The sequence below is a fragment of the Nioella ostreopsis genome (assembly GCF_004000255.1).
GTDB lineage: Bacteria > Pseudomonadota > Alphaproteobacteria > Rhodobacterales > Rhodobacteraceae > Nioella > Nioella ostreopsis.
Window position 1 is genome coordinate 145,852 of sequence record NZ_RCIQ01000006.1, and the last position, 14,088, is coordinate 159,939.

Sequence of the window (14,088 nt, forward strand, 5' to 3'; positions counted from 1 at the left end):
AAATATCGCGCGTTTCCCGGATTACTCTTTTTCCATCTCGTCATAGGTCTGCTTGGCCAGTTTCAGCGCGTGATTGGCACGCGGGACACCGGCATAGATGGCGACGTGCTGGAAGGCTTCCAGCACATCCTGTTTGCTGGCCCCGGTGCGCGCGGTGGCGCGGATATGCATGGGGATTTCCTCGAAATTCCCAAGGGCGGCCAGCAGGGCAAGGGTCAGCATAGACCGTTCCCGGTCGCTGATCCCGTCGGAGGCCCAGACCGTGCCCCAGGCCCCTTCGGTGATCAGGGTCTGGAAGGGGGTGTCGAAATCGGTCTTGGCAGCCTCGGCCCGGTCCACATGGGCGTCGCCCAGGATCTTGCGGCGCACGGTCATGCCGGTCTCAAAACGGTCAGACATGGGCATGCTCCTTCAGGAAATCGGTCAGCAGGGCGGCATAGGTGGCGGGGTCCTCGACGCAAGGAAGATGTCCCGCGCCCTCGATCACGGTAAAGCGGCTGCCCGCGATCATCCCGGCGGTGCCCTGCACCAGATCGGGCGGGCTGGCCCCGTCTTCGCTTCCCGCGATGGCCAGCGTGGGCAGGGTCAGGGCCTTTGTGCTCTCTGTCAGGTCTGCCCCCGCGATGGCGTGGCAGCAGCCGACATAGCCCTCCAACGGCGTGCGCGTCAGCATATTACGCCAGGCGATCAGCTCCGGTCGGGCGAGGAAGGCGGGGGAAAACCAGCGTTCCATCACCGCATCGGCCAACGCCTCGATCCCGCCCGCGCGGATCGCGTCGATACGGGTCTGCCACATCGCAGCGTCCCCCATCTTGGCGGCGGTATTGGACAGGACCAGCGCGCGAATGAGGTCTGGCCTGCGCGCGGCCAGCACCTGACCGATCATGCCGCCGATGGAAAGACCCACGAAGACGCAGGCGCTCACACCCAACCCATCCAGCAGCGCCTCGGCGTCGTCGATCAGATCCGCCATCGCGTAAGGGGCATGGGGGCAGTCCGACAGCCCATGCCCGCGCTTGTCAAAGCGGATGATCCGCAGGCCAGAGGGCAGAAGCGGCAGGATCTGGTCCCACAGCCGCATATCGGTGCCGAGCGAATTGGCGAAGACCACCGGCACTCCCGCCGGGTCGCCATCCTCGCGCCAGTTCAGCTTGACGCCATTTGCTTCCAGGACGTGCATCAGAAGGGCAGCCCCACATAGTTGGTGGCGAAGACCTTCTGTGCGTCATGATTGTCGCGCAGGAATTCCAGATCGGCGCGCTGCATCTTCAGGTCGAACCCGTTCATGTCGGGGAAACGGTGCAGCATCATCGTGGTGTTCCAGCTGAAACGTTCCGCCTTCCAGATCCGCGCCAGCGCCTTTTCGGAATAGCGGTCGATGCCCTCGCTGTCCTTCTCCTCGTAGAACTGCATCAGCCCATGGTAGAGGTAATGGATGTCGGAGGCTGCCGTGTTCAGCCCCTTGGCCCCCGTGGGCGGCACGATATGGGCGGCGTCCCCGCACAGGAACAACCGGCCCCACCGCATCGGTTCCGTCACGAAGCTGCGCAGGGGGGCGATGCTCTTTTCGATCGAGGGGCCGGTGACCAGCGTTTCGGCGGTTTCCGCCGGCAGGCGGCGGCGAAGCTCGTCCCAGAACATCTGATCGGACCAATCCTCGGCATGATCGGACAGCGAACACTGGATGTAATAGCGGCTGCGCGTCCAACTGCGTTGCGAGCAGAGGGCAAAACCGCGCTCGGAGTTGGAGTAGATCAGTTCCTCATGCACCGGCGGCGTGTCGGACAGCAGCCCGAGCCAGCCGAAGGGATAGACCTTCTCGTATTCCTTGCGGACGGTCAGCGGGATGGTCTGGCGGCTGACGCCGTGGAACCCGTCGCAGCCAGCGATGAAGTCGCAGTCGATCCGCTTTTCGGTGCCCTCATGGGTGAAAGTGACGTAAGGCGCGTCGCTGTCGGCCCCGTTGATCACCACGTTGTCGACGTTGAACAGCGTCTCAGCCCCACAGGCCTCGCGCGCATCATAGAGGTCGCGGGTCAGCTCGGTCTGGCCGTAGACCAAGACGCTTTCGCCGGTTGCCTCAACGAAATCCACCCGGAACTGATCCTCGCCATAGGCGATCACCGTGCCGTCATGGACGATGCTTTCGGCATCCATCCGCTCGGCCACGCCCGCCTCGCGCATCAGGTTGACGAAACCGGTTTCCAACACGCCCGCGCGGATGCGACCCAGCACATAATCGCGGGTCTTGCGTTCCAGCACCACCGCGTCGATGCCCTTGCGGTGCAAAAGCTGACCCAGCAACAGCCCCGACGGTCCGCCCCCGATGATCACAACCTGACTGCGCATGACATCCTCCCAAAGATCAGCCTAGACCTGTTGGATTGGATTTAGCATAACTGTTTATGCGTGAATAATGACATGTTGGGCGATATGCTTTCCCAAATGGATAACAAAGCGATCCGCAGCCGCATCAAGCTGCGCCATATCCAGTGCTTTACCGAGACCGTGCGGCAGGGCAGTCTGAAACGCGCTGCGGAACGGTTGAACCTGACGCAGCCCGCCATTTCCAAGACCCTGAAAGAGCTGGAGCAGATCCTCGGCAAAACCCTGCTTCTGCGCAGCCGTGCCGGGGTCAGCCTGACCGATGCGGGGCAGGTCTTCGCCCATTTCGCGGATATGAGCCTGTCGGCGCTCGATCACGGGCTCGATGGCATTGCGCAGCTCGATGCCACCGGCAAGCGGGCCCAGATCAGCATCGGCGCGCTGCCCTCGGTCGCCGCCGCGCTGCTGCCTCGCGCGGTGGTGGAGTTCGAGCGGCTGTCGCCCTCGTCCTCGCTGCGCGTTCTGGACGGGCCGATTGCCTATCTGGTGGACCAGCTGCGCAGCGGTGCGGTCAGCATGGTGATCGGTCGGCTTGGCGATCCGTCGATCATGCAGAACCTCAGCTTCACGCAGCTTTATCAGGAAGAGGTGGATTTCGTGGTGCGCCCCGGTCACCCGCTGCTCGACGCCCCCCGGCTGGAGGATATCGTCGATTGGCCGGTCATCTACCCGCCCGCTGCCGCCGCGATCCGGCCGCTGGTGGAACGGTTCCTGATCGGCCATGGCATCGGCGCGCTGCCCAAGGCGCTGGAAACGGTTTCGGGGGCCTTTGGCCGGGTCTACACCCGCGAAAGCGATGCGGTCTGGATCATCTCTCGCGGGGTGGTCTGGAACGAACTGGCGGAGGGTCGGCTAGTGCGGCTGCCGTTTGATACCGGGCTGACGCGGGGGCCGGTCGGGCTGCTGCGCCGCGAGGATGCGGATCCGGGGGCCGAGGAGGGGCTGTTCGTGACCGCCCTGACGCGGGCGATCACCCAGATGGGGCTGGCAGGCTGATCTTCCTGCGCGGCTCTGTGATGCGGGCCGAGCTGGCGAAACAGGGCTGACAGGGGCGCGGGGGAGGCGCTAGTCTCGGCCTATCAGGCAGGCAGGCGAACCGGACCCATGGCGATCTACAATCTCGGCTCGATCAATATCGACCACTCTTACCGGATGGACCATCTTCCCGCCCCCGGCGAAACCATTGCGGCGCGGACGCTCCAGACCGGGCTCGGCGGCAAGGGGGCAAACCAGTCCATCGCCATCGCCCGTGCGGGCGGGGCCGTGCGCCATATCGGGGCCATCGGGCCGGAAGGGCAGTGGACGGTGGACCGGCTGGCGGCGGACGGGGTGGATGTGAGCCATGTGGCGCGGGGCGAGGTGCCGACGGGCCATGCCATCATCGCGGTCGATGACGCGGCGGAGAATGCCATTATCCTCTTTCCCGGTGCGAACCGGCAGGTAACAGAGGATCAGGTGGAAACGGCGCTTGGCAGCGCTCAGCCCGGCGACTGGCTGCTTTTGCAGAACGAAACAAGCGCGGGGGTCGAGGCCGCCCGGCTGGCGCGGGGCAGGGGGCTGAGGGTCTGCTATTGCGCCGCCCCCTTCGATCCGGAGGCGGTACGTGACATCCTGCCCTTCACAGACCTTCTATCCGTCAATGAGGTGGAGGAGGCGCAGCTTCGTGCCGCCCTGCCGCAAGGCGCGCTCGACGGGATCGACCTGCTGGTGACCTATGGCAGCCGGGGCGCGGCCTATATCACGGGCGCGGCGGCAACGCGGGTCGATGCCTTCAAGGTCGCCCCCGTCGACACCACCGGCGCGGGCGATACCTTTTTGGGCTATGCGCTGTCGGGGATTGATGCGGGCCAGCCGCTGGATCAGGCCCTGACCCGTGCGTCGGCGGCAGCGGCCATTCAGGTCACCCGCCCCGGCGCGGCAGAGGCGATTCCCATGGGCGGTGAGGTGGATACGTTCCTGTCGGAGCGCGGCTAGGGACGGGGCTGGTCCCGCGCCTCTCGCGGGGTCATGCCGGTCCAGCCGCGAAAGGCGCGGTAGAAGGAATTGGGGTCGCGGAAGGCCAGCAGGTACGAGATTTCCTCGATGCTGACATCCTCACGACGCAGGTAATGCAGGGAGAGTTCCGTGCGCGTGGCGTTCAGGATTGTCTGAAAGCTGGTGCCTTCCGTGCTCAGCCGCCGGTGCAGGCTGCGGGTGGACAGGCCCAGATGACTGCCGACCGCATCCGCCGTGGCGTGACCTGCCGGCAGCATCTCGATCAGCGCCGCCCGCACCCGGTCCGCGCAGGCCTGCCGCGCACCAAGCGCATTGAGGTCCCGGCGCAGCCGCGGTTCGAACATCTGCCACAGCTCGTCATCATGGCTGATGAGCGGCCGGGTTGCATCCCGCGGGGCAAGGCGCAGGCCCGAGCCATGCCCGTACTGCACCGGGGTGCCAAGATAGCTGTCCAGTCGCGCCCGGTCGCCGTCATAGGCGGGCAGGTCCACCCGGTCGGGCACCACCTGTTCGCCGGTCAGGTTGCGCAGCATGTTTACCAGGAAAACAAGCTCGAAGGCCGCAAGGCTGTCGGGCAGGGGATCATGGGGCGACAGCGAGGCAAAGCGCAGGGACAGCCCGTCGAGGTCGCTTTGAAGGCTCAACCGGAACGGCCCCGCCAGCGGTTTGAACAGTGACAGCCGCTGAAAGCCGATCTCAACGGTCGGGCTACAGGAAAAGGCGAAGAGGGCGGGGACGAACTGGCCCCTGGCAGAGATCATTGCAAGGTCGAACGCCATCTCCGCGCTGCCATGTTCCGCCTCTGCCGCCCGCCACAGGGCAAAGACCTGCGCAGCCGTCGCGCCGCGCCCCTCGTTGGCGAAGAAGTCGGCCGGCAGACCGGCGCGCGCCAGCACCCTTTCGGAGGGCAGTTTCAGCCCGAGGCAAAGGCGCTCCATATGCTTGGCAATGGGGAAACACTCGGGGGTGGACATGGGCGGCTCCGGGATTGGCAGGGCCAATATAGGGGCGCAGGCCGACAAGGACACTTGCAAATCCTGCCAATCCGGTTGCGAACCCTGCCAGTGGCGTGTCAGCCCGGATCGCCGCCGCTGCCGGCGCTGGCCAGGTAAGGTTCCAGGCTGCGGGTGAAGGCGTCGATGAAATCCAGCACGATAGGCGTGCGGCTGCCGGTGGCCGGGCGCAGGATGGTCAGCCGGTGATGGATGGGCGGAGAGAAGGGGCGAATGACGAGCCCTCGCCCCTCGAACTGGGCCGCATCCAATGCGCTGACCACGGACGCGCCCATGCCTTCGGCCACGATGGTGCAGGCGGCGGTGAACTGGCGCACTTCGATCCAGGAATTGATCTCGACCCCGTAATTGGAAAACGCCCGGCTGAGGCGGTGAAAGAAGCGGCTGTCGCGGCGGGTGTGGATCATCTTCTCATCGGCCAGATCGAGCGGGGTTATGTGGCTCTTTGCAGCTAGCCGGTGGCCCTTGGGCAGGATGCAGACCGATCGGATCAGCACGTCGCTGCTTTCCGTGGCGGGATGGCCGGGAAAGGCGTCGGTGATCCCGCAATCATATTGCTCGCCGATGATCCATTCGAGGATGCGTTCGGGCCGGTCGGGTTCCAGCGTCACCGTGACGCCGGGCCGGTCCGCCAGAAACCGCATCAGCACGCCGGGCAGGTGGCTGGTGGCGAACCCCGGCAGGCAGGCGATGCGGATGTGCCCGGCGGTGCGTTCGGTCAGGTCGCGGCGCAGGTCTTCGAGATGCTCCAGCCCGTCCAGAACCCGGCGCACCTCGGTCAGCAGGTAGCGCGACTCACTTGTCGGGTGCAGCAGGCCCTGTCGGCGCTCGAACAGTTCGAAGCCGATGGATTTGGAGAAATCCGATAGCAGTCGGCTGACGGCGGGCTGGGATACGCCAAGCGCCTGCGCGGCCTTCGTGACATTGCCGGTCTCTGCAACGGCGCGGAAGGCTTCTAGCTGTCTGAGCTGAAATTTCAATGGGTTACCTGATTTTCTGCTACTGCGAAAGCAACTGTTTTCAAACGCAGAATATAACATGATGTTATGAAGATGGGAATAAAAAATTCACTTGAATTATTTCCCGCTCTCCCGAAAGCTGCCGCGCATATCAGCTGCATTTCTGTCAGGGAGAGAAGAAATGACCTTCACCAAGACGCTACTGGCGAGTTCCGCCCTTGTGGGCCTGATGGCCGGGGCCGCCGCCGCACAGACCGAGATTCACTGGTGGCACGCCATGGGCGGTGCCAACGGCGAGCGGGTCGACCGTATGGCTGCCGAGTTCAACGCCATGCAGTCCGACTACGTGATCGTGCCCACCTACAAGGGCAACTACACCGAGACCATGACTGCCGCCATCGCCGCCTTCCGCGCCGGGGAGCAGCCGCATCTGGTGCAGGTCTTCGAGGTCGGCACCGCCACCATGATGGCCGCCGAGGGCGCGATCTACCCGGTCGAGGAAATGATGGCCGACGCGGGCGAGCCCTTCGACGGGTCCGACTACCTGCCTGCCGTCGTCTCCTACTACGAGACCCCGGAAGGCGAGCTGCTGTCGATGCCCTTCAACAGCTCGTCCCCGGTGATGTGGTACAACGCAGACGCGCTGGCCGCCGCCGGTGTCGAGGTGCCCACCACCTGGGATGACGTGGAAGCCGTCGCGCAGGCCCTGGTCGACAACGGCATGGCCTGCGGTCTGGCCATCGGCTGGCAAAGCTGGGTGATGATCGAGAACTTCTCGGCCTGGCACGATATGCCCATGGGCACGCAGGAAAACGGCTTTGCCGGGTTCGACACCGAGTTCACCTTCAACACCGAGGCCGTTGCAAACCGCCTTCAGCGTCTTGCCGACATGCAGGAGGGCAATCTCTTCGTCTATGGCGGTCGTCGCGGTGACTCGCTGCCGATGTTCACCAATGGCGAATGCGGGATGTGGATGAACTCCTCGGCCTATTACGGGTCGATGGTTGCACAGGCGGATTTCGAGTTCGGCCAGACCATGCTGCCGCTTGACACCGACCTTGCGGATGCGCCGCAGAACTCCATCATCGGTGGCGCGACCCTGTGGGCGCTGCGCGGTCACGATGCCGAGGAATACGAAGGTCTGGCCCAGTTCCTGACCTATCTGTCCTCGCCCGAAGTGCAGGCCTGGTGGAGCCAGGAAACCGGCTATGTGCCGATCACCACGGCGGCCTACGAGCTGGGGCAGGAGCAGGGCTTCTACGCGGAAAACCCCGGCACCGACACCGCCATTCAGCAGCTCAGCCTGAACACGCCCACCCCGAATTCCCGTGGCATCCGCTTCGGCAACTTCGTGCAGGTGCGTGACGTGATCAACGAAGAGCTGGAGGCGCTTTGGGCCGGTGATCAGACCGCTCAGGAAGCGCTCGACAATGCGGTTGAACGGGGCAACGAACTGCTGCGCCGCTTCGAGCGGTCCGTGAACTGATCGCGTCCCCCTAGCGCGATCCTGCCCGGCGGCTCGTCTCGGCCGCCGGGCCTTTCCCTTCCGCACCCGGTTCCTTCCCGATGCTCAAGCGCGTTCACTTCCCGGCCTCCCTGCTGCCCTATCTTCTGGTGGCACCGCAGGTCATCATCACGCTGATCTTCTTCATCTGGCCCGCAAGTCAGGCGGTCTACCAGTCCTTTCTGATCGAAGACGCCTTCGGGTTTTCGACGGAATTCGTCTGGTTCGAGAACTTCGAATACCTGCTGCAGGACGACCATTACCGCGACAGCTTTGGCCGGACGATCTTCTTCTCCGCCGCCGTCGCGTTCCTCTCGATGAGTTTCGCGCTGATCCTCGCAGGCTTTGCCGACCGGGTGATCCGCGGCTCGACCACCTATCGCACGCTTCTGATCTGGCCCTATGCGGTGGCGCCGGTTCTGGCCGGGGCGCTCTTCCTGTTCATGTTCAATCCGACCATCGGGATCTTCCCCTATCTACTTGAAATGGTTGGATATGACTGGAACCACTACCTGAATGGAAGTCAGGCGATGTTCCTTGTGATCATCGCCGCCGCGTGGAAGCAGGTGGCCTATAACTTCCTGTTCTACCTTGCCGCCATGCAGTCCATCCCTCGCTCGATCATCGAGGCCGCCGCCATCGACGGGGCAGGCCCGATTCGGCGCTTCGCGACGATCATCTTCCCGCTGATCTCGCCCACCACCTTCTTCCTGCTGGTGATCAACGCGGTCTACGCCTTCTTCGAGACCTTCGGGATCATTCATGCCGTCACCCAAGGCGGCCCCGCCAATTCCACCACAACGCTGGTCTACAAGGTCTATAACGATGGCTTCATCGGCCTCGACCTTGGCGGATCGGCGGCGCAGTCGGTCATCTTGATGTTCCTGGTCATCGTCATGACGGTGATCCAGTTCCGCTTCATCGAAAAGAGGGTTCAGTACTGATGGTTGAGAATCGTCCCCTCCTGTCGATCCTGGCCCATATCGTGCTGCTGCTCGGTGTTGCCATCGTGGCGCTGCCGGTCTGGATCACCATTGTCGGGGCCAGCCACGAGGCCGAGCGGATGCTGCAAACGCCCATCCCGATGCTGCCCGGCGACCAGTTCTTCGTGAACCTGCGCCAGACGCTGTGGGGATCGGGGCTGGAAGGCACCAATACCGCGCCCGTGTGGATGATGCTGATGAACTCGATGATCATGGCGCTGATGATCGCGATCGGCAAAATCGCCATTTCGCTCTTATCGGCCTTTGCCATCGTCTATTTCAAGTTCCCCTTCCGCATGGGGTTCTTCTGGATGATCTTCATCACCCTGATGCTGCCGGTGGAGGTCCGCATCCTGCCCACCTTCGAGGTGATCGCGGACCTTGGCATGCTGAACAGCTATTGGGGCCTGACGGTGCCGCTGATTGCCTCGGCCACCGCGACCTTCATGTTCCGGCAGGTCTTCCTGACCATTCCCGACGAGATGCTGGAAAGCGCGCGGATCGACGGGGCGGGGCCGATGCGGTTCTTCTGGGACATCGTCATTCCGCTGTCGCGCACCAATATCGCGGCGCTCTTCGTGATCCTCTTCATCTATGGCTGGAACCAGTATCTCTGGCCGCTTCTGATCACCACCGATACCGACATGATGACCATCGTGGTCTCGATCAAGCAGATGCTGGAGGCGGCAGAACAGTCGCCCCAGTGGAACATCATCATGATGACGGCCCTTCTGGCCATGATCCCGCCGATCTTCGTGGTGATCGCAATGCAGAAGCTCTTCGTGCAAGGGCTGACCGAGACCGACAAATAGGACGCGCCAAATGGCTGGAATTACGCTCGACTCCCTTACGAAATCCTATGGGCCGACCGAGGTCTTGCATCACATCAGCGCGGACATCGAGGATGGCGAGTTTGTCGTCATCGTGGGCCCCTCGGGCTGTGGCAAGTCCACGCTTCTGCGCATGGTCGCGGGGCTGGAAAGCATCACCTCGGGCGAGGTCTCCATCGGTGGCAAGGTGGTGAACACGCTGGAACCTGCGGACCGCGACATCGCCATGGTGTTCCAGAACTATGCGCTTTATCCGCATATGACGGTGCGACAGAACATGGCCTATGGGCTGAAGATCCGAAAGATGCCCAAGGCCGAGATCGACCGCCGCGTGCAGGAAGCCGCCGAGATCCTGGAAATCGCGCAGTATCTCGACCGAAAACCCCGGCAATTGTCGGGCGGTCAGCGTCAGCGGGTGGCCATGGGCCGCGCCATCGTGCGCGATCCGCAGGTGTTCCTGTTCGATGAGCCTTTGTCCAACCTCGACGCCAAGCTGCGGGTGCAGATGCGGCTGGAAATCCGCAAGCTGCAAAAACGGCTTGGGGTGACGTCGATCTTCGTGACCCATGATCAGGTCGAGGCGATGACACTTGGCGACCGGCTGATGGTGTTGAATGGCGGTTATGTGGAACAGTTCGGCACCCCGATCGAGCTTTATGAACGCCCCGCATCCGTCTTCGTGGCAGGCTTCATCGGCAGCCCCGCGATGAATTTCTTCCGCGCGACCGCCGATGGCCTCTCTGTCACGCTTCCCAATGGCGCGGTTGTGCCCACGGCTCAATCCGCGCGCGGCGGCGTGATCTGTGGACTGCGGCCCGAGCATCTTGTGCGCGATCCGTCCGGCCCCATCGAGATGGAGGTCGAACTTCTGGAACATCTGGGCGGAGTCACCCTGCTGCATGGGCCGCTTCAAGGCACGGATCAGCAGATGGTGATCAGCCTTGAGGGCATTTCAGAGGTTCAGATCGGCGACAGGCTGCGGTTCTCGCTGCCGCCTGAGCTGGTGCATCTCTTTGACGCGCAGACCGACCGGCGGATCGGCTGAAATGGTGGACCGGCTTTCCCCCCTGCGCCGGGCCCCCGGCATCGTGCGGCTCCACGGGCACCGGGCCGCGCGCGGGGTGCTGCCGGAAAACACGCTGCTGGCCTTTCGCAACACCTTCGATATCGGGGTGCAGGTGGTGGAGCTGGATATCCTCTCCACCCGCGATGGCATTCCGGTCATCACCCACAATCCCCGGCTCATGTCCGCCTCGACCCGCGATGCGGAGGGCAACTGGCTGTCGGGGGAGGGTCCGCGCATCCACGATCTGACCTATGAGGAACTCAGCCGCTACGACGTGGGCGGGCTGCGGGCGGGCACCGCCTATGCCGCGCGCTATCCCGATCAGGCCTTCCTGAACGGCCTAAGGATCCCCCGTTTCGAAGATCTCGCGCGGATACTGGCAGAACCCGCCTATCGGGAGATCTGGCTGAATATCGAGATCAAGAGCCACCCCGACAGGCCGGACGATACGCCGCCTCTGCCGGATTACGTAGCCGCGGTCCTGTCGGTGCTGCGCGGACACGGGCTGGAGGAACGGTCGATCGTACAAAGCTTTGACTGGCGGGTGCTGGAAGAGGTGGCGCGCAAGGCGCCCGATCTGCCGCGCTCCTATCTCAGCTACCTGCCGCGTCTGACGCCGACGATGGAGGTGAACGTGTTCGAGGGATCGCCCTGGATCGGGAACGCCCCCTGGGCAAGTGTGGGCGGGTCCTTGCCGCGCATGATTTCACACATCGGGGGGCTGATCTGGTGCCCCTATCACGAAGACCTTGACCCGAAAGAGGTGGCGCTGGCCCATGATCTGGGACTGATCGTCAACACCTGGACGGTCAACAGCCCCGAGGACATGCATCGCGCCATTGACGCGGGCATTGATGGGATCATCACCGATTACCCGGCCCGCGCGCAACGCCTCTTGCTCGACCGGGGGCTGAGCTGGCGCGAAGATGTCCAGCCAATCCGGGCGACGGGCTGAGCGTCCTTTTCCTCGATCGGATCGCGCGGGTCGCGCCCGAAGGCGGTGAACCCTCCCGGCCGGGTCAGGCCGCCAGCTCGATCCAGACCGGCACGTGGTCCGACGGCTTTTCCCGCGCCCGGATCTCCTTGTCGATCTGGCAGGCTTCCAGCAGGTCCGCGGCCTGTGCGCTCAGCAACAGGTGGTCGATGCGGATGCCGTCATTCCTTTGCCAAGCGCCTGCCTGGTAATCCCAGAAAGAATAGTGATCCGGCCCCGCGACCCGTGCGCGAAACGCCTCTGTAAAGCCAAGGTTCAGAATGCGGCGATAGGCGGCGCGGCTTTCGGGCCGGGCCAGCGCATCGTCCTTCCAGGCCTCGGGCCGGGCGGCGTCCTCGTCCTGCGGGATGATGTTGTAATCGCCCGCCATCACCACCGGCATTTCCTCGGCCAGCAGGTCCCGCGCCCGTGCCTCCATCCGGGCCATCCACGCGAGCTTGTAGTCGTATTTGGGGCCGGGGCAGGGGTTGCCATTGGGCAGGTACAGCCCACAGAGCCGCACCGCATGGGCCTCGCCCACCACCGTGGCCTCGATCCAGCGCGCCTGTTCGTCTGCGTCATCGCCGGGCAGGCCGCGTGTGACGTCCTCCAGCGGCAGCTTCGACAGGATCGCCACGCCATTGAAGCTCTTCTGGCCGTGGGTTTCCACGTTGTAGCCGCGTTCCTCGAACATCTCGCGGGGGAAGTTTTCATCCACCGATTTGATTTCCTGCAACAGCGCCACGTCGGGCTGTGATTCGTCCAGCCAGTCGCACAGCGCCGGATAGCGCGCCTTGATTCCGTTGATGTTGAAGGTGGCGATCTTCATGGCGCGGGTCCAGTTCGTGTTCAATGTACAGATATTGCACTCATTTTTGCCGGTCTGGCCGGTAAAGCCAAGGGGGGTTGCCATTAAAGTGTCAATGTGACACTATTAATTCAAGCGATGTGACCCATAGAGTGGACCAGACCCATGCGTAATTTCCTGACTGTCCTATTCGTGATCTTCCTGATCCTGCCGATGCGGGTTATGGCCGATGATGACGCGACGGCAGAAATTGCTCCGCTGGTCACCGGCGTGGAGATCTCGGCACAACAATAAATTCGAGCGACCAGACCCATGATCAGACAGACCGTCCTTATCATCGCCATCCTGCTTGCGCTGCCCTTCGCCGCGCGGGCACAGGAGGATTCGCTTGTTGAAGGCTACCGCGCCGACCTGACCGAGCTGCGCGAAGAGGCTGCGTCAACCCCGGCGCTCGGCATCGTGCGGGGGCAGCTCAGCCGCGCCTTCATCGAGAGCGACATCGTCTTTTCCCGCCGTTATCTCGACAATTGGAGCCAGCTTTTGCAGGATCGGTGGGCGCAGCATGACACGTTCTTTTCCACTCAGCTTCAGACCCTGAATTCCTGGGACGTGGCCCTGACCGAAGGCCGCGTGACCCGTGCAGAGGCCGAGGCCGCGCTGGCCCCCGCCATGGAACAGGTCGCGCTGATTGCCGGACATATCCCCGACTGGCTGGAAGACGATATCGCGCGCATGGCCGAACGGGGCTTGTGGACCGATCTGGCGCAGGAAATCGGCTGCTGCGATGCGCTCTATTATCATGCGCTGTCCGAGGCCGATGCGGTTTGGGGTGTGGCGCTCAGCCCCGATCCGTCGGCGATTGCCGCCTTGCAGATCATCCCCGCCGTGCCCACGCCCGACAGCCCCGATGCGACGACCGCCGACATGGCCTTTGCCTGGCTTGCCTCGCGGGCCGAGGGCCTTGTGGCCGATGGGGCGGCCAGCCCCGCCCGCCGCCGGGCTCTGCTGATCGAGGCGCGCCTGCTGGAAGAGCTGTTCGGCCTGCCCGGTGATGTGCAACTGGAACGCAGCCTGACCACGCTGGCCACCCGCGAGGGCTTTGCCGCGCAGCCGGTTGCCCCGCTGATCCGCATGGCCGCCCTGACCGAACCGGGGTCGCTGCGCGACCTGCTGCTTGGCCATGCCGCCGCCCGGCTGGACAGCCGCGCCGACCATCTGCGCGCCGGGGCCGAGGCCGAAGGGCGGGTGCTCGACCGCATGGTCACCGCCGATGCCACCCCGGCCCGCCAGATGGCAGCGTCCAGCAGCGGAAATACCGCAGCGTCCCCGATGATCCCGCCCTCGGCCATGCCCACGCCCGCACCCCTGCCGGAGGCTGTGCAGAACACGGACGCGGAGGCCGCGGACCTGGTGGACGAAGCGCTGGCGGCGCTGTTGCAGGCCGGGTCCGGGGCAGGGGATATCGGGCTGTTCGTCAGCATCGCCGACATGGCCGAACGCGCCGATGCGCTGATCGGGTCGGGCACATCGCTCGGCCTCGTGGAAACCTTGTTGCCCGAAGCGAACTAGGCC

General features: G+C 64.0%; 15 protein-coding genes. 9 read left to right on the forward strand and 6 right to left on the reverse strand.

From position 1 onward, the window contains the following. Positions 1 to 21: 21 nt before the first annotated feature. Genes pcaC through pobA form a run of 3 tightly spaced genes read right to left on the reverse strand, consistent with a single transcriptional unit; the run spans position 22 to position 2,349 of the window. Complete coding sequence (gene pcaC, locus EP237_RS08790; RefSeq protein ID WP_127560216.1) at positions 22 to 399, reverse strand: 4-carboxymuconolactone decarboxylase; 378 nt, start codon at positions 397 to 399, stop codon at positions 22 to 24. Beyond that, positions 392 to 1,180: a 3-oxoadipate enol-lactonase gene (gene pcaD, locus EP237_RS08795; RefSeq protein WP_127560219.1), complete on the reverse strand. Its 789-nt coding sequence runs from the start codon at positions 1,178 to 1,180 to the stop codon at positions 392 to 394. The genes pcaC and pcaD overlap by 8 nt, the downstream gene beginning before the upstream one ends. Then, complete coding sequence (gene pobA, locus EP237_RS08800) at positions 1,180 to 2,349, reverse strand: 4-hydroxybenzoate 3-monooxygenase (protein WP_127560221.1); 1,170 nt, start codon at positions 2,347 to 2,349, stop codon at positions 1,180 to 1,182. The genes pcaD and pobA overlap by 1 nt, the downstream gene beginning before the upstream one ends. Before the next feature lie 96 nt (positions 2,350 to 2,445). Here pobA and pcaQ point away from each other — a divergent pair, with 96 nt between their 5' ends. Together pcaQ and EP237_RS08810 are read left to right on the forward strand one after the other, a co-directional pair. After that, positions 2,446 to 3,381 carry a pca operon transcription factor PcaQ gene (pcaQ, locus tag EP237_RS08805; RefSeq protein WP_127560223.1) on the forward strand — a complete coding sequence of 312 codons (936 nt, stop codon included), beginning with the start codon at positions 2,446 to 2,448 and terminating at the stop codon, positions 3,379 to 3,381. A 108-nt stretch (positions 3,382 to 3,489) separates the two neighbouring features. Further along, positions 3,490 to 4,359, forward strand: coding sequence for a ribokinase (locus EP237_RS08810; protein ID WP_127560225.1), 870 nt, complete (start codon positions 3,490 to 3,492; stop codon positions 4,357 to 4,359). Here the strand turns inward: EP237_RS08810 and EP237_RS08815 are convergent. Both EP237_RS08815 and EP237_RS08820 read right to left on the reverse strand, forming a co-directional pair. Beyond that, on the reverse strand, positions 4,356 to 5,354 hold the full coding sequence (locus EP237_RS08815) for a helix-turn-helix transcriptional regulator (protein ID WP_127560227.1): 999 nt from the start codon (positions 5,352 to 5,354) through the stop codon (positions 4,356 to 4,358). The two genes, EP237_RS08810 and EP237_RS08815, sit on opposite strands and share 4 nt — an antisense overlap. 98 nt (positions 5,355 to 5,452) lie before the next feature. Continuing rightward, the gene (locus EP237_RS08820) at positions 5,453 to 6,373 is read right to left on the reverse strand and encodes a LysR substrate-binding domain-containing protein (RefSeq protein ID WP_127560229.1); all 921 of its coding nucleotides are present in this window, start codon (positions 6,371 to 6,373) and stop codon (positions 5,453 to 5,455) included. 160 nt (positions 6,374 to 6,533) lie between these two features. Here EP237_RS08820 and ugpB point away from each other — a divergent pair, with 160 nt between their 5' ends. The 5 genes from ugpB to EP237_RS08845 all read left to right on the forward strand — a co-directional run bounded on the left by ugpB (position 6,534) and on the right by EP237_RS08845 (position 11,690). Beyond that, complete coding sequence (gene ugpB, locus EP237_RS08825; RefSeq protein ID WP_127560231.1) at positions 6,534 to 7,838, forward strand: sn-glycerol-3-phosphate ABC transporter substrate-binding protein UgpB; 1,305 nt, start codon at positions 6,534 to 6,536, stop codon at positions 7,836 to 7,838. An 80-nt stretch (positions 7,839 to 7,918) separates the two neighbouring features. Continuing rightward, complete coding sequence (ugpA, locus tag EP237_RS08830; RefSeq protein WP_127560233.1) at positions 7,919 to 8,800, forward strand: sn-glycerol-3-phosphate ABC transporter permease UgpA; 882 nt, start codon at positions 7,919 to 7,921, stop codon at positions 8,798 to 8,800. After that, positions 8,800 to 9,651, forward strand: a complete 852-nt coding sequence (gene ugpE, locus EP237_RS08835; protein WP_127560235.1) for a sn-glycerol-3-phosphate ABC transporter permease UgpE — start codon at positions 8,800 to 8,802, stop codon at positions 9,649 to 9,651. Before ugpA ends, ugpE begins: the two co-directional genes overlap by 1 nt. 10 nt (positions 9,652 to 9,661) lie before the next feature. Further along, complete coding sequence (locus tag EP237_RS08840; RefSeq protein WP_127560237.1) at positions 9,662 to 10,714, forward strand: sn-glycerol-3-phosphate import ATP-binding protein UgpC; 1,053 nt, start codon at positions 9,662 to 9,664, stop codon at positions 10,712 to 10,714. Then, a complete protein-coding gene (locus EP237_RS08845) occupies positions 10,683 to 11,690 on the forward strand; it encodes a glycerophosphodiester phosphodiesterase (protein ID WP_127560239.1) in 1,008 nt (335 codons plus the stop codon). Before EP237_RS08840 ends, EP237_RS08845 begins: the two co-directional genes overlap by 32 nt. A gap of 64 nt (positions 11,691 to 11,754) precedes the next feature. On the opposite strand, the gene xth is transcribed toward EP237_RS08845, so the two are convergent. Further along, positions 11,755 to 12,537 (reverse strand): exodeoxyribonuclease III, encoded by a 783-nt coding sequence (xth, locus tag EP237_RS08850; protein ID WP_127560321.1) that lies wholly within the window; start codon positions 12,535 to 12,537, stop codon positions 11,755 to 11,757. Positions 12,538 to 12,681: 144 nt separating this feature from the next. On the opposite strand from xth, the gene EP237_RS23690 reads away from it, so the two are divergent. Further along, a complete protein-coding gene (locus EP237_RS23690; RefSeq protein WP_276316985.1) occupies positions 12,682 to 12,810 on the forward strand; it encodes a hypothetical protein in 129 nt (42 codons plus the stop codon). A gap of 18 nt (positions 12,811 to 12,828) precedes the next feature. After that, entirely contained in the window at positions 12,829 to 14,085 is a 1,257-nt protein-coding gene (locus EP237_RS08855) for a hypothetical protein (protein WP_127560241.1), read from the forward strand. Positions 14,086 to 14,088 lie beyond the last annotated feature (3 nt).